The 19,527-nt window shown below is 43.7% G+C and carries 18 protein-coding genes; 15 read left to right on the top strand and 3 right to left on the bottom strand.

What is annotated here, in order from left to right:
• Window positions 1-7 precede the first annotated feature (7 nt).
• Entirely contained in the window at window positions 8-451 is a 444-nt protein-coding gene (locus L3V36_RS07715; protein WP_102447431.1) for a CopD family protein, read from the top strand.
• 169 nt (window positions 452-620) lie between these two features.
• On the opposite strand, the gene L3V36_RS07710 is transcribed toward L3V36_RS07715, so the two are convergent.
• The gene (locus L3V36_RS07710; RefSeq protein WP_228011024.1) at window positions 621-1,076 is read right to left on the bottom strand and encodes a plastocyanin/azurin family copper-binding protein; all 456 of its coding nucleotides are present in this window, start codon (window positions 1,074-1,076) and stop codon (window positions 621-623) included.
• 620 nt (window positions 1,077-1,696) lie between these two features.
• On the opposite strand from L3V36_RS07710, the gene nirB reads away from it, so the two are divergent.
• From nirB to cobA, 4 genes are all read left to right on the top strand, one after another.
• Window positions 1,697-4,255 (top strand): nitrite reductase large subunit NirB, encoded by a 2,559-nt coding sequence (gene nirB / locus L3V36_RS07705; protein ID WP_017079295.1) that lies wholly within the window; start codon window positions 1,697-1,699, stop codon window positions 4,253-4,255.
• Between the two features lie 15 nt (window positions 4,256-4,270).
• Window positions 4,271-4,594, top strand: coding sequence for a nitrite reductase small subunit NirD (gene nirD / locus L3V36_RS07700; protein ID WP_004731122.1), 324 nt, complete (start codon window positions 4,271-4,273; stop codon window positions 4,592-4,594).
• A 123-nt stretch (window positions 4,595-4,717) separates the two neighbouring features.
• A complete protein-coding gene (locus L3V36_RS07695; protein WP_102447430.1) occupies window positions 4,718-5,533 on the top strand; it encodes a formate/nitrite transporter family protein in 816 nt (271 codons plus the stop codon).
• A 459-nt stretch (window positions 5,534-5,992) separates the two neighbouring features.
• Entirely contained in the window at window positions 5,993-6,769 is a 777-nt protein-coding gene (gene cobA, locus L3V36_RS07690) for a uroporphyrinogen-III C-methyltransferase (RefSeq protein WP_102447429.1), read from the top strand.
• Window positions 6,770-6,820: 51 nt separating this feature from the next.
• Here cobA and L3V36_RS07685 read toward each other — a convergent pair whose 3' ends face one another.
• Window positions 6,821-7,372 (bottom strand): DUF4174 domain-containing protein, encoded by a 552-nt coding sequence (locus L3V36_RS07685; protein ID WP_017079291.1) that lies wholly within the window; start codon window positions 7,370-7,372, stop codon window positions 6,821-6,823.
• Between the two features lie 235 nt (window positions 7,373-7,607).
• On the opposite strand from L3V36_RS07685, the gene L3V36_RS07680 reads away from it, so the two are divergent.
• The 3 genes from L3V36_RS07680 (at window position 7,608) to L3V36_RS07670 (ending at window position 10,209) form a co-directional block, all read left to right on the top strand.
• Complete coding sequence (locus L3V36_RS07680; protein ID WP_004731130.1) at window positions 7,608-8,081, top strand: NYN domain-containing protein; 474 nt, start codon at window positions 7,608-7,610, stop codon at window positions 8,079-8,081.
• 80 nt (window positions 8,082-8,161) lie between these two features.
• Window positions 8,162-8,827, top strand: coding sequence for a response regulator transcription factor (locus L3V36_RS07675; RefSeq protein WP_017082140.1), 666 nt, complete (start codon window positions 8,162-8,164; stop codon window positions 8,825-8,827).
• Window positions 8,824-10,209 (top strand): sensor histidine kinase, encoded by a 1,386-nt coding sequence (locus tag L3V36_RS07670; RefSeq protein ID WP_102447428.1) that lies wholly within the window; start codon window positions 8,824-8,826, stop codon window positions 10,207-10,209. Before L3V36_RS07675 ends, L3V36_RS07670 begins: the two co-directional genes overlap by 4 nt.
• Before the next feature lie 185 nt (window positions 10,210-10,394).
• Here L3V36_RS07670 and L3V36_RS07665 read toward each other — a convergent pair whose 3' ends face one another.
• Window positions 10,395-11,699: a dicarboxylate/amino acid:cation symporter gene (locus L3V36_RS07665; RefSeq protein WP_017093555.1), complete on the bottom strand. Its 1,305-nt coding sequence runs from the start codon at window positions 11,697-11,699 to the stop codon at window positions 10,395-10,397.
• Window positions 11,700-12,247: 548 nt separating this feature from the next.
• On the opposite strand from L3V36_RS07665, the gene L3V36_RS07660 reads away from it, so the two are divergent.
• The 7 genes from L3V36_RS07660 to L3V36_RS07630 all read left to right on the top strand — a co-directional run bounded on the left by L3V36_RS07660 (window position 12,248) and on the right by L3V36_RS07630 (window position 19,464).
• Window positions 12,248-14,365: a TonB-dependent siderophore receptor gene (locus L3V36_RS07660; RefSeq protein WP_102447427.1), complete on the top strand. Its 2,118-nt coding sequence runs from the start codon at window positions 12,248-12,250 to the stop codon at window positions 14,363-14,365.
• Between the two features lie 179 nt (window positions 14,366-14,544).
• Complete coding sequence (locus tag L3V36_RS07655) at window positions 14,545-15,312, top strand: DUF3450 domain-containing protein (RefSeq protein ID WP_102447426.1); 768 nt, start codon at window positions 14,545-14,547, stop codon at window positions 15,310-15,312.
• Window positions 15,312-16,688: a MotA/TolQ/ExbB proton channel family protein gene (locus tag L3V36_RS07650; protein WP_102447425.1), complete on the top strand. Its 1,377-nt coding sequence runs from the start codon at window positions 15,312-15,314 to the stop codon at window positions 16,686-16,688. Before L3V36_RS07655 ends, L3V36_RS07650 begins: the two co-directional genes overlap by 1 nt.
• Window positions 16,688-17,248 (top strand): MotA/TolQ/ExbB proton channel family protein, encoded by a 561-nt coding sequence (locus L3V36_RS07645; protein WP_017081048.1) that lies wholly within the window; start codon window positions 16,688-16,690, stop codon window positions 17,246-17,248. Before L3V36_RS07650 ends, L3V36_RS07645 begins: the two co-directional genes overlap by 1 nt.
• On the top strand, window positions 17,245-17,649 hold the full coding sequence (locus L3V36_RS07640) for a biopolymer transporter ExbD (RefSeq protein ID WP_004731145.1): 405 nt from the start codon (window positions 17,245-17,247) through the stop codon (window positions 17,647-17,649). Before L3V36_RS07645 ends, L3V36_RS07640 begins: the two co-directional genes overlap by 4 nt.
• A 19-nt stretch (window positions 17,650-17,668) precedes the next feature.
• Complete coding sequence (locus L3V36_RS07635) at window positions 17,669-18,289, top strand: energy transducer TonB (protein ID WP_054542423.1); 621 nt, start codon at window positions 17,669-17,671, stop codon at window positions 18,287-18,289.
• A complete protein-coding gene (locus L3V36_RS07630) occupies window positions 18,286-19,464 on the top strand; it encodes a hypothetical protein (RefSeq protein WP_065607091.1) in 1,179 nt (392 codons plus the stop codon). Before L3V36_RS07635 ends, L3V36_RS07630 begins: the two co-directional genes overlap by 4 nt.
• Window positions 19,465-19,527 lie beyond the last annotated feature (63 nt).

Here is a 19,527-nt window from a genome sequence, read left to right as displayed (position 1 = left end):
GAAGTTTATGTTTGGCGTATTATTGGTTTTGCATGTATTGGCTGCCACCATTTGGACGGGAGGGCACATTATTCTCAGCGTCGTTATCCTTCCTAAAGTCTTGAAACACCGTTCTCCAGAAATGTTATTGGAATTCGAGCAAGGGTACGAAAAGGTGGGAATGCCTGCTTTGGTAGTTCAAGTGGTGACCGGGTTGATGCTCGCTTATCACATGTTGCCGGACGTTAGCTTATGGTTTGATATGTCGATTCCATTGGCTCATGGCATTGCCACTAAATTGACGTTGCTGTCTCTGACGGTATTGCTGGCCCTAGACGCACGCTTTCGTGTGATTCCAAAACTATCGAAGAACAACTTGGTTGATATGGCGCTGCACATTGTGCCAGTGACTATTATTTCAATTTTGTTTGTGGTTGTCGGAGTTTCATTCAGAACGGGGTGGCTAGTTTGATATGTTTGTACGTTTAGTGCGGAATATTTGACCATGTCTAAGTAGATAACAAGAAACAGCGCTAATTCGGCGCTGTTTCTTGTTACTGACTCCCGAAAACCGTTTTCAGACAGGCATTCCTATCTCAATACCAAATGGAGAGTCGGTGCTTTAAAAGTAGGGACAAAGGTTATTGAACCTTTTGCTCTGCTTGATCGAGCAAGCCTTGCATCTTCTTCTGAGCTCGGCGACTCACACGTTTTTTGGCTGCAGTGCGAGCTTCTTCTAAGTTAACACTTGGGTCACCCACGACCACTAGCGCCACCATTCCGTGTCGGTGATGTACTTTACATTTTATGCCATAAACTCCGGGCTTATCAAAAGTGACTTCCTGAGCGTTTGACCCGGATATCATAAGAGGTTTAGCGCCGTTAGGAAGCATCCCTTGAATACTATGGGCTGTATGAGAGCCAACGGTTCCTTTAAAAAGCACCTTATCACCAGGTTCGATTTCTACGTAATCAGGAATAAATTGATACATCTTGTCGATGTTCTCAGAATTCATGTCCATCACTTGTTTTATGACTTTTGTTTCAGCAAGTGCAGGAGTGGCAATGATAGTTAAGATCAGTAGAAGTACACGCATAGTCGTTGGCTCTATCAAATGAGAATTATTTCCAATAATTTTAATTTATTCACTGTTTGGTTGAAAGCTTGATTTGATATAGTTTCGGTGAATCTGAATGCTATATGTGCTGGATCAATTAAATTAACAGTTTGATAACTGGGAAAGCTTTGTCTTCAAGGCTCGTTAATAATCTAAGGACATTTTGCGAGTTGTTTGTCACGATTCGGATTTAATAAAATGGATGACATTATGATTCAATGTTCATTTTTTGATCATTCATTCGGCGAAAGCCTTTCATAACTGCACATAGTTCTTCATGAATTTGGAAATTAACGTAAGTTTCAGCGTTGTGTTAAGTCAGTAAATGAAAATGATTGTCATTTACTTACGTTATTGCTAACCTATTGTGAAACTTTACAACACTCTTTCAAGTGCGCCAAAGTGTATATAAAATCCCGCTAAACCCTATCAGAACCAAGGTTATTCGTTTGCTTAGCTCGATAAATAAGCAGATCTACCTCTTTTGTTCTACCCCTTTCGGGTAGTTCGTTTTCGTAATTGATTTACATCATATTTTCATTTTCTTTCATAATTCATTATTCGTGTAGTTAAGAAATATATAACCTTCAGGAATTCTTATGAGCAAGATGAAGCTAGTCGTAATCGGTAACGGGATGGTAGGCCATCGCTATATCGAAGATTTAGTCGAGAAGACAGATGTTGCAAACATGGACATTACGGTGTTCTGTGAAGAACCACGTGTTGCGTATGACCGTGTTCACCTTTCTTCTTACTTTTCACACCACACTGCAGATGAACTTTCTTTAGTTAAAGAAGGTTTCTACGAGAAACACGGCATCAATATGCTGATCGGCGAACGTGCTATCAACGTTAACCGTGAAAAGAAAACAGTTTACTCAAGCACTGGTCGTGAAATTCAATACGACAAGCTTATCCTTGCTACGGGTTCTTTCCCATTCGTACCGCCGATTAAAGGCCACGAAGGCAAAGACTGTTTTGTTTACCGTACTATCGAAGACTTAAAAGCTATCGAAGCGACCGCTAAGAATTCTAAATCTGGTGTTGTTGTTGGTGGTGGTTTACTTGGCCTTGAAGCAGCAGGCGCACTTAAAGCGCTTGGCGTAACCACTCACGTTGTTGAGTTTGCTCCAAAGCTTATGGCAGAGCAGCTTGATCTTGCAGGTGGTAATCAGCTTCGTCAAAAGATCGAACGTATGGGTGTCAATGTCCATACAAGCAAGAACACGCTTGAAATTGCTCCTGAAGGCACTGAAGCTCGTAACGTGATGCGTTTTGCAGACGGCACTGAGCTAGAAACTGATTTCATCGTATTCTCTGCTGGTATTCGCCCACAAGACAAACTTGCTCGTCAAATGGGTCTAGGTATTGCGCCTCGCGGTGGTATCGAGATCAACGATCACTGTCAAACGACAGACAAAGATATCTACGCAATCGGTGAGTGTGCGTCTTGGAACCAAACGTTCTACGGGCTAGTGGCTCCTGGTTACAAGATGGCGACAGTTGCCGTTGACCACGTTGTTGGTAACGAAAGCACATTTGAAGGTGCTGACATGTCTGCGAAGCTTAAGCTTCTGGGCGTGAAAGTAGGTTCAATCGGTGATGCAAACGGTCGTACTCCTGGCTGTAAAAGCTACGTTTACCAAAACGAAGAGCAAGAAGTTTACAAACGCTTAATCGTTTCTGAAGACAACAAGAAACTGCTTGGCGCAGTAATGGTTGGCGATACTTCTGATTACGGTGACCTTCTTCAACTTATGTTGAACGAAATTGACCTACCAGAACACCCAGATGCATTGATTCTTCCAGCACACGCTGGTGGTGAAAAACCAACGCTTGGCGCTGATTCATTACCGGAAACTGCCGTTATCTGTTCTTGTTTCGACGTAACCAAAGGCAAGATCGCTCAAGCGGTTGCTGAAGGTCACCATACCATTGGTGATATCAAAGCAGTAACCGGTGCAGGTACAGGTTGTGGTGGTTGTATTCCACTTGTAACTTCTGTGCTAAACGCTGAACTTGCAAAAGCGGGTGTAGAAGTGAAGAACGACGTTTGTGAGCACTTTGCTTACTCTCGCCAAGAGCTTTTCCACCTGATTCGTATCGAAGAAATCAAAACATTCGACGAGCTACTTGAGAAATACGGTAAAGGCTACGGCTGTGAAGTCTGTAAGCCTCTAGCGGGTTCTATCCTTGCTTCTTGCTGGGGTGACCACATCCTTAAGCCTGAGCTAGTAAAGCTGCACGATACCAACGACAACTTTTTAGGTAACATTCAGAAAGATGGTACTTACTCGGTTATCCCTCGTATGGCGGGTGGCGAAGTAACGCCTCAAGCTCTAAGCGTTCTTGCGGATGTTGCGGCTGAATACAACCTATATACGAAGATCACTGGTGCACAACGTATCGGTCTATTCGGTGCTCAGAAAGATGACTTACCAGCAATCTGGAAGAAGTTAATCGCTGCAGGTTACGAAACGGGTCAAGCTTACGCAAAAGCACTTCGTATGGCTAAGACATGTGTAGGTTCAACTTGGTGTCGTTACGGCGTTCAAGATTCAGTTGGCCTAGGCGTGATGATCGAGAACCGATACAAAGGCATCCGTACTCCTCATAAGATGAAGTTCGGTGTGTCTGGCTGTACTCGTGAGTGTGCTGAAGCTCAAGGTAAAGATTTAGGTATTATCGCAACGGACGCTGGTTGGAACATGTATGTGTGTGGCAACGGTGGTATGAAGCCTCGTCACGCAGATTTATTGGCAAGCGACTTAGACCAAGAAACACTGCTGAAATACATCGACCGTTTCATGATGTTCTACATCCGCACGGCTGCACCACTACAACGTACTTCGGTATGGATGGACAACCTAGAAGGCGGCGTTGACTACCTACGTGAAGTGATTGTTGATAATAAACTTGGCATCAACGACCAGCTTGAAGCTGACGTCGCTGGCCTAGTGGGTAACTTTGCTTGTGAGTGGACTGACACTATCAACGATGAAGCTCAACTTAAGCGCTTCTCACACTTCATCAATGCTGATGATCGTGATGAAAACGTTGTGTTTGTTGACGATGGCCGTGAACAACACCGCCCAGCAACATTTACTGAAAAACACCCAGAAGCGAAGGGCGACATCCTTCACGTTGAACTGGTTTAATTGGGAGACGACATCATGGCATTTACCAAAGTTTGTAAGATCGAAGATATTATTCCAGGTACCGGTGTTTGTGCATTGGTTGGTGGTGAGCAAGTTGCTATTTTCCGCCCAACTAAAGCCGAAGAAGTGTTCGCTATTAGTAATACTGACCCGTTTTTCCAATCAAACGTTTTATCTCGCGGTTTAACGGTTGAGCACAAAGGTGAGCTTTGGGTGGCGAGCCCACTTAAGAAACAACGCTTTAACCTAGCAACAGGTGTGTGCATGGAAGACGAGAACTTCAGCGTTAAAGCGTATAAAGCTCGTATTACCAAAGGTGCTGTTGAAATCTCAGCATAATCGAATACGTAACAAGATTTGATAGATCAAGGGTTCTAGTTATCGACATTGCCTTAGTTCGGCAACTAGAACCTTTTCCTATCCGATTTTAACTTTTAATTTTAACTTTTTAAGGACAACCTTATGTCTCCTGATTTTAAACCAGCTGAATTCGTTCAAACGATGATCGATGTGGGTGAAGCGAAAACGAAAACGAGTACTCGTGATCTTCTGATTCGAAGCACAATGGCAGGCATCATTCTTTCTCTTGCCGTTGTTGTAGCAATCACGGCTATCGTGCAAACAGGTATCGGCATCGTTGGCGCACTTGTGTTCCCTGTGGGTTTTGTCATTTTAAGCGTAATGGGCTATGACCTAGTAACAGGTGTATTCGGCCTTGCTCCTTTAGCGAAATTCGATAACCGCCCAGGTGTGACTTGGGGTCGTGTACTGCGTTGTTGGGGTATCGTTGGCCTTGGTAACCTTATCGGTTCTCTAATCGTTGCGGTACTGGTTGCTATCTCATTAACGGGTAATTTCTCTCTAGAACCAAATGCAGTAGCGCAGAAATTCATCACTGTTTCTACTGGTCGCAGCCTAGGTTTTGAAAACATGGGTATGGACGGCTGGATCACATGTTTCGTGCGCGGCATCTTCTGTAACCTAATGGTTTGTCTAGGTGTGATTGGTAACATGACAGCACGTACTGTGTCTGGTCGTGTCGCAATGATGTGGTTCCCAATCTTCATCTTCTTCGCACTAGTGTTCGAGCATACAGTAGTAAACATGTTCCTATTCCCACTGGGTATGATTCTAGGCGCTGATTTCGGTATCGCGACATGGTTGAACTTCAACCTTATCCCAACAATCCTAGGTAACATCGTAGGTGGTTTGTTCTTAACATGTGTACCTTTGTTCCTAACACACGCTAGAACCGCTCCTTCTTTAGGTGCTAAGTAATTCTGAATACGGTGAAACGTAATTTAGTATGAGATTAAGAGCCCCAACAACATGTTTGGGGCTTTTTTAGTTCGAAAGCCTTAAACATCATCAATGCGCTGATTTTTATTGAGTAATACCAATCACAGTAAGTAAGTGATCAGAAATAGCGCAGGAAAAAGGCTTGAGAACAAGGCGGAATTTTTCGATAAGTAGTTATTCTACAATCAAAAATTCTAACGAAGTTATCGAGCGTTTTAACCAGCTAGGATGAACAGTTATTTACTACGATTGGTATAAAATACCTGCAATAGACTGTTTTGTTATAATTACTTCTATCTTCGTTAGTATTTAGACTGAATATTTAGCTCAACACCTGATAGTCTAAGGGTTAAGGATTTGGATAAGTCATCATGAATACAGTGACTTATCACATAGATTGAAGCTTGAGATAAAACAAGCAAACCTTCGGAGCACAGCATGTCAGAAGTATCGTCATCGAATGTTAAAGAAGTAACCAAAGGATTGGTTTCATTAGTAGGCGCGGGCCCTGGTGATCCAGAGTTACTTACCCTAAAAGCGGCACGCGTTATTCAGCAGGCTGATGTGGTCGTTTATGACCGCTTAGTATCTAAAGATATCTTGGCAATGGCTAACTCCGATGCAGAAATGCTGTATGTGGGGAAAAAGCTCGACCATCACTGTGTACCGCAAGATCAGATCAACCAACTGCTCGTGACTAAAGCGCAAGAAAACAAGCATGTTGTTCGCCTTAAAGGCGGTGACTCGTTTATCTTTGGTCGTGGTGGCGAAGAGTGTGAAACTCTCGCTGAAAATGGTGTGAAGTTTGAAGTGGTACCCGGAATCACGGCAGCGGCGGGCGCGACGGCTTACGCAGGCATTCCGCTAACACATCGAGATCACGCACAAAGCGTTCAATTCATTACTGGTCACCTAAAGAAAGATGGTGAAGATATTGATTGGCGTTCGCTTGCTCAACACAATCATACGATCGTGTTTTACATGGGTCTCAAAGAGAGCCCGAACATTCAGAAAAACTTACTGGATAACGGTATGCGAACAGACATGCCGGTTGCGATTATTGAGAATGGTACGCGTCAAGAGCAGAAAGTGTTCCGTGGTGGTTTGAGTGACTTAGCCAATCTTGCGAGCGTTGCAAAGAGCCCAGCATTGATTGTGGTAGGTAGCGTTGCCCAACTTCATGAAAAATTGGCTTGGTTTAACAAGCAAGCTTAATTGATTAATTTACAAGTTAGTGTGTTAAGCGACCGCTTAGCTGACTAAGAATCAAATACTGCAGCGGCTACTTTGTCGCTGCATTTCTTTTTGGCGCATAGGCATCTCATCAATAATGTTGGTGATAAGGTTCCAATCAGTCTTCCCATTCCATCGGTGCTTTTCTTTTCCGTCTTTACCTATCAAAACAGCAGTATGTGAGCCTTTCGGTATTCCATAGCTGTCGGTTACCGCCTCTAAGTTAAATTCTTCTTCAAGCCAAGTAGGAACTGTGTAGCCGCTTTCCGCGATGACTATGATAACCACGTCTCGTTCATCCAATTGACAGTTATTGATCAACACTTCATTGAGAAACTCTTTGACGGCAGAATCTTCTTTCGGTGCAAAATAGATCACACTGCGGTGCGGTAAGGCCTTGGAGTGAGAGTAGGCTGGGTAAGCGTGTAACGAGTTGACTGACAGAATCATAAACATAACCGCGCTTGTTAATAGAGTTTTCAGTGATTTGGATAGTGCTCTGGCTAATGCTGCACAGCAACGTGGCAACACTGAGCCGTTGCTGTCGCTGCGAAGATATGATCTGATTATTTGTCGGTACTGCATGTTCCACCTTCCTTGATAAACTCAAACAAGCTCTGAGTTAAGCGAATAACAACTACGTTGAGCCAATAACAGCTACGTTAAGCTAATAGTAGCGACGTTAAGCCAATAACAGCTACGTTAAGCGAATAACAACTACGTTAAGCATAGCTAATGAGTTCATTTTTATTAAAGAAAGCGGCTCGCATTTTAGAGTTGAATAGAATAGGGTATACGGAAAATCTAAAGGTATGAAATTATGGAAAACATAGCAATTTTGGTCGACGTTCAGAACGTTTACTACACAACGCGCGACAAATACCGTTCTAACTTCGACTATAACCAGTTTTGGTATGTTGCCACGGAAGGGCGTAACGTTGTGGCAGCTAATGCTTACGCAATCTCAAGCCAAGATCCAAAGCAGCGTCAATTTCACCATATCCTTCGTGGTGTGGGTTTTAATGTGAAGTTAAAGCCCTTTATTCAGCGCCGAGATGGCAGTGCAAAAGGCGACTGGGATGTAGGTATTGCGTTAGACGCGATAGAACTTGCAGAGACGGTTGATACGATTGTTTTGGTATCAGGAGATGGTGATTTCGAAATCCTTGTAGAGCGAATCAAAGAGCGTTTTGGCAAACCTGTTGAAGTGTATGGTGTTCCGGGGTTAACTGCTCAAAATCTTATCGATTCTGCCTCAAAATTTGTACCGATTGAAAAAGATTTTCTTCTATAGAGGAAATCCCGCACTTTATAATTGAAATCAATAATAACGATAATTAGAATGCAAACTGTTCTTATTTATCGGTGTGTGCAATGTCTCGCGTTTTAGTTGTTGATGATGATATCCAGTTGTGTGAGTTACTGGGTGAAGTATTGGAAAATGAGGGGTATCACGTTGATACCGTTCATTGTGGTGAATCTGCGCTAGAGTTTATTCAATCGAACCCTGTCGATTTGGTTCTACTAGACGTAATGCTTCCAAACTTGAGCGGAATTCAAGTGGCAAGGCGTATTTGTCAGCGTTTTGCTACTCCCATTCTTATGCTGACTGCACTAAACGACGATGCCTCTATGCTGGATGGCTACCAAGCTGGAGCCGACCAGTACATCGCCAAACCTTTCAATGTTCCTGAACTACTGACTCGCATCAAGGTGATCTTGCGCCGCGTTGGTTTTGAACGTCAAAGGCAATCTTTGGCTTCATCTAATCAGGGCTTGTGTGAACAACTTTCTCGTTTACCTCTCACGGGCACTGAAAAAGACCTGTTGGATTATCTTGTCAAAAATGACGGGATTGTCGTATCTAAATCTGACCTTCAAATCCATGTTCTAAAGAAAGAGCTTTGTCCTTTCGATCGTAATTTAGATATGCACATCAGTAATATACGACGAAAGCTTGTTCAGGCTGGCTTGTCTAAACAACACATCAAAACCGTTCGTGGTAAAGGTTATAGCTACCTAGAGTCGGTAGGGGTATGAGCCAAAAACTGCTGCGTTGCCCTGATTTTATTGCCAAGCGTAAGGATGGCTTAACGTTTCAATTATTCAGCTACCTGACGGTGATCCTAGTAAGCATCTTGATCCTCCAAGGCGTCGCGGAACGAGCGTTGATGAAAGCCTTATTGAAGGTACCTGAATCGGTAAAATCTGAAATGCTCGACCTCGCCTACCAAGCCAATGTGCTGATTGAGGAAGGTGACATGGATGAGTTAGCCGACTGGGGTAATGCTCAAGGCTACTATCTGTTTGTTATCGACGAAAACAATCGACCCATTACTCATCGACACATGCACCCGCACTTTGAATTCAAACTCAAGTACTTGCGAACGTTAGATCACCAACTTAGTGATCGTGTGAGTAAGCCGATATTCGGCCTGCCACTCAATAACGGTAAAACACTGGTTATCCAACTCCCACACCAGTTCCACCCGGCTAAATCCTTTGCGCCATATTCTTACATGTTGAAAGCGGTAATAGCTTTGATCGTGTTGTCTCTGTTCTCAATTATCATGGCGAAAAGCCTGCAGCAGCCGCTGGATAGATTAAGAGAAGCGAGCCGCAGACTTGCGCAAGGCGACTTCACTGTCAGTGTTGTTTCTGAGTTAAATTCCACGACGCGTGAATTCAACGAACTTGCTCATGATTTTGATCATATGACGGTAGAGATTAAGTCTCTCGCTGAAAAGCAACGCCGTTTGATTCGTGATGTGTCTCATGAGCTTAGAACACCATTGGCAAGGCAAAACCTCGCATTGCACCTGTTGCGCAGTAAGGTAGATGATAAGAGCATAGGCTTGCTTGAGCGAATGGAAAGTGAAACGGAAGAGATGAACAAGTTGGTGGGTGAGATCCTTGAATTCAGCCGTCTAGAAACGTCTCGCTATGACTCCAAGTTAAGCTTGATGCATCTTGAGCATTATTGTTCGATGCTAATCGCGCAGATGCAAAATGATTTAAAACCGAATCAAACCTTGATTGGTGATTTAGAGACGCCGACATCAATGGTTAATGTTGATGAAAGGTTACTCCTTCGAGTTATCGGTAATTTGGTGAGTAACGCGATCAAATATGCGGGTGAGAATGCTCATGTTGTCGTGACTACCTATGAACTGTTAACCGATAAACGTTACAGTGTCATATCTGTAGAAGATGACGGTGATGGCATTCCTGATAACAAGATTGCAGGGATTTTCGATCCGTTTACTCGCATAGAGTCAGCCCGAGACAAACAGTCTGGCGGTTACGGCTTAGGCCTTGCGATCGTGAAGGAAGCCATGGGTGTGATGAATGGGCATGTAACCGCTGAGAATAGAGAAGGTGGGGGATTGAGAGTAAATCTAATGTTCCCAATCGCCGATTAGCTTCCTGCTGTTACCTGTCTTGCTCCATAGATAACTATGACTGAAAGCGTGCTAAGAAACATAGCCCAATAAAAAAACGCCACTGCATTAGCAGTGGCGTTTTTGTTTATATGCTTTTGATTATCAGCTAGGCATAGCCATTAATTACGCCTTAGCTTGAAGGTAAGAGCGACAGAAAAGCTAGATTATGCCTGTTGGCGTGTTAGCTTAACTTCTTCTTCTTTCTCACCAGCAGCAGGGTCATTGAAGCGAGCTTCGTCAAAAGAACCTTCAGACTTAGCCACAATGATAGTTACGGCACTATCACCTGTGATGTTTACTGCGGTACGAATCATATCAAGAAGACGGTCAACACCCATGATAAGCGCGATACCTTCAAGCGGTAGACCAACTTGGTTCAATACCATCGCTAGCATAACAAGACCTACACCTGGAACACCTGCAGTACCAACAGACGCCAATGTCGCTGTTAGGATAACCATAAGGTAATCACCCATGGTCAGGTCGATGTTGTATGCCTGTGCGATAAATGCCGTTGCAACACCCTGCATGATAGCAGTGCCGTCCATGTTCACTGTTGCACCTAGCGGTACAGTGAAAGAAGCGACTTTGTTGTCTACGCCCATGCGGTTTTTAGCCGTTTCCATCGTTACTGGAATCGTTGCGTTTGAAGATGCCGTTGAGAATGCAAACATGATTGCATCTTCCATCTTACGTAAGAACGTAATCGGGCTTAGGCCTGTGAATCCTTTAAGCATTGCACTGTAGGTAACCAAACCGTGTAGAAGTAGGGTACCAGCAAGTACTAAGAAGTATTCTGCTAGGTTCCAAATTGCGCTTAAACCAAGGCCAGAGAACAGCTTTGCCATCAAGAAGAACACACCGTAAGGCGCAAGGTTCATCAGAAGTGCGACAAGCTTCATGATCACTTCGTTCAAGTCAGAGAATACCGCTGCGATACGCTCGCCAGGTTTACCCGCTGCACTGATAGCAATACCAAACAACACAGCAAATACGATCACTTGCAGCGTTTTGCCCTCAGCCATCGCCTGAATAGGGTTGGTTGGGAACATGTCGATGATTACTTGGCCCAAAGAAGGGGCATCTGCTGATTTGAAAGAGCTCGCAGCAGTAAGATCCGCACCAGCTCCAGGTTGGAACAGGTTACCGATAGTGAGTGCTAGAGTGATAGCAACGGCTGTAGTACCGATATAAAGTGCAAGCGTTTTGCCACCCATACGGCCAAGAGTTGATAAGTCTTTAAGAGAGCTTGTACCGCACACTAGTGAAACGAAGACTAGTGGCACAACAAGCATTTTTAAACTGGCGACAAAAATCTGTCCGCCTACTTCAAAGAGTCCGTTAACGATGTAGTTGTTAACAAATCCGCTGTCTGCAAAAAGGGATTGAATGGCAAATCCCGTTAATATGCCCACGACCATACCGAGGATAACTCGACCAGTTAGAGACATAGGTTTCTTGGTATTCATTTAGAACACTCCTTATTATTTATAACTTTGATACCTTTTCAAAGTGAGCGGGAGATTAGCAGTCGGTTGATCAAATCGAAAAACAAAAAATGAGTTTGAAATTATAGATGTGATCAGAGTCACTGATAATTGTGTAAATTAAACAAATGAAAACAAAATAATTCACCATTTATTTACATTTATCGAGGGTTTTATACATAAATCAGTCGTTTCAAAGGTAGTAAATAAGACAAGACAGTATTTGTATTGCTCTTGGCTGTTTAGATTGATCAGACCAATGACCTTATAGTGAAATGTTGAATTCATGTTTACAGATCTGCACGCTCAATTAACGTATTGAATTGATTTTGTTGAGCTAAAGAAAGTGTACGTTCAGTGGGCTTTACAAATCTTTACGAATGCAAAGAATGTAAATTTAATGCAAATGGTAATAGTTATCACTTATATTCACTCCCGAAATGATTCAGTGGTACCGGAAACGGTTCAACAGAGCACATCGAATAAATAACAAAGTGCTCGTACAAAAGAATAAAAGCGGAGTAAAGGACATGTTTTCAAAGAGCCCATTGGCCTTAGTGATCGGCGCAGTATTAGCTTCACCAGCAGTATTGGCAGAAACAGTAAAAACAGACGAGCACATGGTTGTTGAAGGTCGTGACTACGGTTACAAGGCCGACACAAACACAACAGCAATGCGCATGGAGGCGACTCAATTAGAGACTCCGGGACAAGTTTCAGTAATCGATGAGCAAATCATCGATGAACAGCGTGCAAGTACGTTAGGTGAAGTTCTTAAGAACGACGCATCTGTTGGTGCGGGTTCTAAGTCAACTAACCGTGAGCGTTTCACGCTTCGTGGTTTTAATTTGGAGAGTAGCTCTGGTTACCTGCGTGATGGTGTTCAACACTGGTCTCATTACCGCCAACCGGTAGAGCTTTTGGAGCGAGTTGAAGTATTGAAAGGCCCAGCTGGTCTACTTTACGGTAAGTCTGCTCCCGGCGGTCTTGTGAATATGGTTTCTAAGAAGCCAACATATGAAACTCAAGTTAACGTAAGCCAAGATATTGGTTCTGATAGCTACACTCGTACTACTGCTGATGTAAGTGGCTCATTGAACGATGACCAAACCTTACGTGCTCGTCTCATTGTTTCACAAGAAAATCAAGACTCTTACCGCACACGTTTTGATGGTACAGATGTAGAGACGGATCGTTTCGTTGGTGGTCTATTTGTTGATTACGATATTAACGAAGACATCATGTTGTCTGTGCACTACGACCGCACTATTGAAGAGGGCGATTTAGACAACGGTTCTAAAATCGATACTTCTACTGGTAAAGTTATCGACCCTAACACGGTTAATGACCAACGCTTTGCTCAAACAGATAACGACGTTGCAAACTACGGTGCATCTGTAACCGCTAACTTGAACGACGCTTGGTCTGTGAAGACAGGCATCAGCCGTCAGTTCTATGAACGTCAACGTACAGAATCAAACAACACAGTATATAGCGATAAGAGCGGCGGTTACGGCTACAAGGTATCAGACCGTCACGATGAATGGACGTTTGATACGGCTTATGTAGATTTTACTGGTGATTTCGATGCACTAGGTGTCAACCACCGCCTACTTGTTGGTGTGAATGGTCTTCATTACGATTACGAGCGTTTATACGATTCTGGCTACACATGTGTCAACGCAACAGAAGCAGAAGCTGCCGCTGCATGTGGTAACGGCTTTGATATGCCTTCTAACGTTAGCTACAAGAACGACAATGAAGTGTCTCACTCTGAAAGCCAACACTACGGTCTTTACGTTCAAGATCTAGTAACACTGACTGAACAGTGGCAAGTACTTGGTGGCGTACGTTTCGCTTACGACAAAACGACGAGCAGTTCTAATCAAGAAGAAAGCTACAACAACATCCTTCCTAAGCTTGGTGTGATTTATTCACCAGCGCCTAATGGTTCGATTTACGCGGTTTACTCTGAAAGTTTCGAACCTGTTGGCGAAATCACAGATAAAGATGACGTGAACTTTGGTCAGTCTCAAGATGCTAAGAAGGGTACGCTTTACGAACTAGGTTCTAAGTGGGAACTGTTTGACGAACGTCTGTTCGTATCTGGAGCGGTTTTCCAAATCACTCAATCGAACATGCAAGTGACGGAAGATCTAGACCCGGCAAACAACAACGGTAAAGACGCACGTACAACTCAAGTTGGTGAACAAGTTCATACGGGTGTTGAACTGGCTGCAACGGGCTACATGACGGAAGCATTCTCTTTGAGTGCATCAACCATGTTCTTGGATGCTGAATACCAAAATGATCCTGCACTTGAAGGTAAAACTCCAGCAGACGTTCCTGAGTTTACTGCAAGTATTTGGTCTACTTATGCATTCAACAATGGTACTGATGTAAACCTAGGTGTTTACCATGTAGGTGAGCGTTATACAGAAAGCGCTAACACGTTTAAGAAAGATGCTTACACTCGTGTAGACATGGGTATCGCCCATACAATGAAGTATGACGAAAACCTAGATTTCGTTGCTCGTTTCAATGTAGAAAACCTGTTTGATACAGATTACCTTGAAGGCGGCAGCACAAGTAGCGTAGTTGTTGGCGAAGGTCGCAACTACATGGCAACACTACAGGTTAAATACTAATTTGTCTGTAGGATGTCATTGATAGCTTAAATACTAAGGGGAAGGTTTCGACTTTCCCCTTTCGTGATTCTGCTATTTAGTAAAAATATCCCTAGTAATGCGAGTGACTTTTAATGATAATGAGACTGCTTATCAATAAAACTCATTTGACCTTCTTCTTATAGTAAATGACTACAATTATGAATCTTTTAAAAACTAGCCTAGCACTTGCGATCAGTTTGGTTGCAACGTCTTCGATGGCAAACAGCTTGGATCAAGCTCAATCAATTCAAAACAAGACCAATAACGCGTCGGCTTCGAGCCAAAAGGTTATTGATAAAAGCTCACAAGCGACTTTAATGCTGCAAGCTGAGATTGAGCGTCTGCAAGAAGAAGTTAAGAACTTAGAAATCTATCACGATCACCTTGCTGCATTGGTTGAGAGCCAGAATCAAGAAGCTCAGAGCATTGAAGGGCAGATCGACGAAATCAAATATACACGTCAAGGTGTTGTGCCTCTGATGTACCAAATGATTGATGGCCTTCAGCAGTTAGTTGAGCAAGATGTGCCAATCAAGAAAGAACAGCGTCTAGAAAGAGTTGAAAAGCTGCAAGCAATGATGACTCGCGCGGATGTAAGTGATGCAGAAAAGTATCGTCGTATCCTAGAGGCATATCAAATTGAGATGGACTACGGTATCAAGCTGGGTGTTTATCAAGGTCGTGTAGCATTGACCAGTGAAAAAACGATTGAGGCTGATGTACTGCACCTAGGTCGCATCTCTTTAGTCGCTCGCAATCTAAATGGCAGCCAATATTGGTCTTGGGATCAAACAGAAGAACAATGGCAAGAGCTTGATTCTTCGATGAAGTCTGAGCTAGATAAAGCCTACGATATTGCTGGTCAACAAGCGGCTCCAAGCTTGATTACTTTACCTGTTTCTTTAACTGTTGCGGAGGTTAAGTAATGAACTTAAAGCCATTAGCAGCATTGCTTTGTATTACTTCAATTTCATTTTCTGCTTTCTCAGCTTCTGATACGACTGCTCAGCTAGTTAACAAGGCTAAATCAGAGAATCGTACCCAAGCTTCTCACAACGTAGTGCGTGAAGCTGACTTCAAAAAGACTGAACAAGAACTGAAAGCGATCAAGGCGCAGCTTGAAGCGAAACGTACTTCAGTCCAAGGCGCTACAGACGTTCTTACTCAAACCTTCAGCGATAACGAAAACAAACTTGCTCGTTTAGAAGAGAAGTTACGGTTAGAAACTGGCAGCCTTGGTGAGCTATTCGGTGTCGTTCGACAGAACGCAAAAGAATTGGGCGCAGAGCTTAGCTCAACCGTGAACAGTGTTGATCGCGCTGAACACACGGCAACTGTTGATCAAATCATTGATGCTAAATCACTGCCTTCAATGCCACAGCTGACCGGTTTGTGGATGAGCATGGTTGAACAGATCCAAGCGAGCTCTGAGCTTAGCAAATCTCAAATTGCATTCATCAATGGTGAAGGCAACACACAAACTGTCGACGCTTATCGCTTAGGCTCAATCGGCCTAGTAACAGAACAAGGCTATGTTAGCTGGAACACTCAGCGTGAAGATGCGATTGCGTATCTGAAACAACCATCGAATGGTCCAACTTTAGCATCGCTATCTGCATTAGCGAATGGCGACGTGTCTAACGTGGTTGTCGACCCTTCTCGTGGATTCATGCTAGATCAATTAGCTTTGGAACCAAGCCTAACTGACCGCCTTCAAGCGGGTGGTGTTGTTGGTAAAGTGATTCTTGGCTTGTTGGCAATTGGTTTAATCATCGCATTGGTTCGTGGTATTTCTTTGGCTATCGCTCGTCAGAAAATTCGCGCACAACTTAAGAACCCTGAACAAGCGGGTGACAACCCTCTGGGTCGCGTTCTTGCGGTTTACAACAAAGAACAAAACCAAACGGTTGAAGCACTTGAGCTACGTCTTTTAGAAGCGGTCGTTGATGAACAGACTCACCTAGAGAAAGGTTTGTCGATGCTGAAACTTCTAGCAGCGCTCGCACCTATGCTTGGCTTGTTGGGTACCGTAACCGGCATGATCGAAACATTCCAAGTGATTACACAGTTTGGCAATGGCGACCCTAAAGTGATGGCGGGTGGTATTTCGATGGCGCTTGTAACAACCGTACTTGGTCTTGTTGCTGCAATGCCACTACTACTGGCACATAACATTCTTAGCACTCAATCAGAGAACATTCGCAATATTCTTGAGAAACAAGGGATTGGCCTTGTTGCTGAACAGGCAGAGAAGACGGTTGAATCAAAACTTGTTGTTTCACCAGTTGGGACTGCTGCGTAATGGATATTTTGTCGGGTTCTCTATTACCAGCGAGTTGGTTAACGAGTGACTGGCTGCTGTCTTTATCAAGCTTTATGGAGCAGGGCGGTTTCGTCCTGTGGTGGCTAGCCGCTGTTGTCCTAGTGTATTGGGTGCTTGTGGTAGAACGCGTGCTTTATCTAGCGTTCTACTTTCCAAAGCAACGCCAAGTTTGGATTACAAAGTGGCATGAAAGAGAAGATCACTCTTCTTGGCATGCTAAAGCCATTCGTGAAGGTTGGTTAGGGCAAGCGAGTATCTTGCTTAACCAAAACTTGAATTTTATTAAGCTGTTAGTCGCTATCTGTCCTATGTTGGGCTTGTTAGGTACCGTTACCGGTATGATCTCTGTTTTTGATGTCATGGCGACTCAAGGAAGCAGTGACCCTAAATTGATGGCTTCAGGTATCTCGTTGGCAACACTGCCAACCATGGCAGGTATGGTTGCTGCATTAGCGGGCATGTTTGTTCACGCTCGTTTAGCGAAAGTGTGTAACCGCTTAGAATTGAAATTAGAAAAATCTTTAAGGAGTCAACGATGAGACTCGGTCGACGTCATTCTAAAAACGAAGAGGCTCAAATAGACCTTACTTCGATGCTTGATATTGTATTTATCATGCTTATTTTCTTTATTGTGACCAGTTCATTTGTTCGTGAGTCAGGGGTTGAAGTCAATCGACCACAAGCGTCTAACGTAGTAAGCCAAAAGGATGCGGGCATCTTTGTAGCGATTACTTCTGCGAATGACATCTTCATCGATAAACGTGTTGTTGATGTTGAACGTGTCCAAGCAACGTTAGAACACTTGTTGCTAGAACAACCTGATGCTTCTTTGGTTATTCAAGCGGATGAACACGCTTACAACGGTACGGTTGTTAAAGTGATGGACGCTGCTAAAGGTGCGGGTGTTAAAAACATTGCGCTTGCTGCTGAAAAGCGATGATCTTGGAGGATCTTCATAAATGATTCGCCTATTTCTTGCTTTACCGCTAGCGGGCGCATTGGGCTTAGCTCTGTTTTCTTTTATGGCTTGGATGGTCGATAATGGCCACCAACGTTCACCAGATAATAGTGAGACGTTAAGTTTCAATATGGTGATGGTGGAACAAGAACAAGAAGTCCAAAGAAGACAGCGTGCAGTCCCTGAAAAACCAGAAATGCCAGAGCCGCCACCGGAAGCGAAAACGTCTCAGTCACAAGCTGAAGTTACGCCTCTGAATTCGATGTCTTCACTGCCGTCATTGGATTTGAATACATCGGTTGATGGCTTAGCGATTAACGCGCCGACATTTTCTGATTTTGGGTCGAACCAACAGGCAATGCCTCTGTATCGAGTAGAACCTCGTTACCCAGCAAAAGCGCTGAAGCGCGGCGCTGAAGGCCATGTCATTATGTCTTTTACCATCGATGAAACGGGACGCCCAATTGACATTCAAGTCACTGACGCAAACCCACGTCGTATGTTTGAACGTGAAGCGATGAGAGCACTTAAAAAATGGAAATATCAACCAAAAGTCGTCGATGGAAAAGCGATAGCTCAGGTTGGTCAAACCGTGAAACTAGAGTTTAAGTTGGCAAAATGATGAAACAGATATGGATATTAGTGGGCTTGTTGTTAATGCCCCTTACAACACAAGCAAAAGAGCTAACTCAATATACTGCTATTCGTGTTCAAAAGGCGCACAAGCTTGCTCAAGATGAACAGGTTAAACAGGCGATTGACGTTCTTGCAGGCTTGGAGCTTTCTAAAGGCTACGACAAAGCATACGTAGCTCGTATGCTGGGTGTGTTTTACTGGCAAGATGGAAAAACCGACACGGCAATTAAGCAGCTTACTTATGCGGTCGACAGTAATTTACTGGTTGATGAGCAAGCTTGGATAACGAAGCGCATGCTGGCTGATTTGTTGTTGAACGATCAGCAGTTTAAAAACGCGCTTCCGCACTATTACGAGTTAGTGAAAACAGCGCCAGAAAAAGAAAAGAAAGACACGCTTTGGATGCGAATTGCACAAGCTGAATACCAAATTGAAAACTGGTCGAAAGTCTTAGTTGCCATCGGTAATCGAGACAAATTCAATTCAAAAGCAGAGTTGTCGCCTCTATCGCTAAAATTGGGCGCACAGCTTCAGTTAAAACAGTGGAAGCAGTCTATTCCGACACTGGAAAGCCTCATTGAACTTCAACCAGAGAAAGATAACTGGTGGCGTCAACTTGTCGGTATTCAGCTAAGATTGGAACGTAATCGTGATGCATTGAACACGTTAGCACTGGCTGATTTACAGGGCGTTGAGCTTAAAAATTCGGATCGCCGTTTATTAGCACAGCTTTATGCCAAACGCGGCATTCCAGAACGAGCTGCTGAAGAAATAAGTAAGTTAGATGACGCGAACAGCGATGTTCAACTTCTGGCTGAGCAAGCAACTTACTGGCAGCTAGCTAAAGAGTGGGACAATGCCATTGAAGTGTGGACGTTAGCCTCTAAAAAAGACACTCAATACCACTGGAATGTGGCACAGCTATTGGTTCAGCAAGGTTACTATGACCGAGCGTTGGTTGTTTTAGACAAAGTGAAAGACAAAAACAAACAAGCCGACGTTGCTTTAGCGAAAGTGCGTTCATGGTACAAGCTTAAGAACTTAGATAACGCCCTTGCTCAAGCCAAGCGTGCGAATAACATTGAGCCCTCTTCTGAGGCGAAAGGTTGGATCAAATACCTGACTCAGCTTAGAACGGTAAGTGACAACGGAAACGTCTAACCGCTCATAGCAAACAGAAGACAAGAAACAGCACATTAGAAACAAGAAAAGCAAAAGGGTGTC

Origin of the sequence: Vibrio sp. G-C-1, assembly GCF_021728015.1 — a bacterium.
GTDB lineage: Bacteria > Pseudomonadota > Gammaproteobacteria > Enterobacterales > Vibrionaceae > Vibrio > Vibrio splendidus.
Note: the sequence above shows the minus strand (reverse complement) of the source record. Positions and strands in the feature narration are given on the sequence as shown.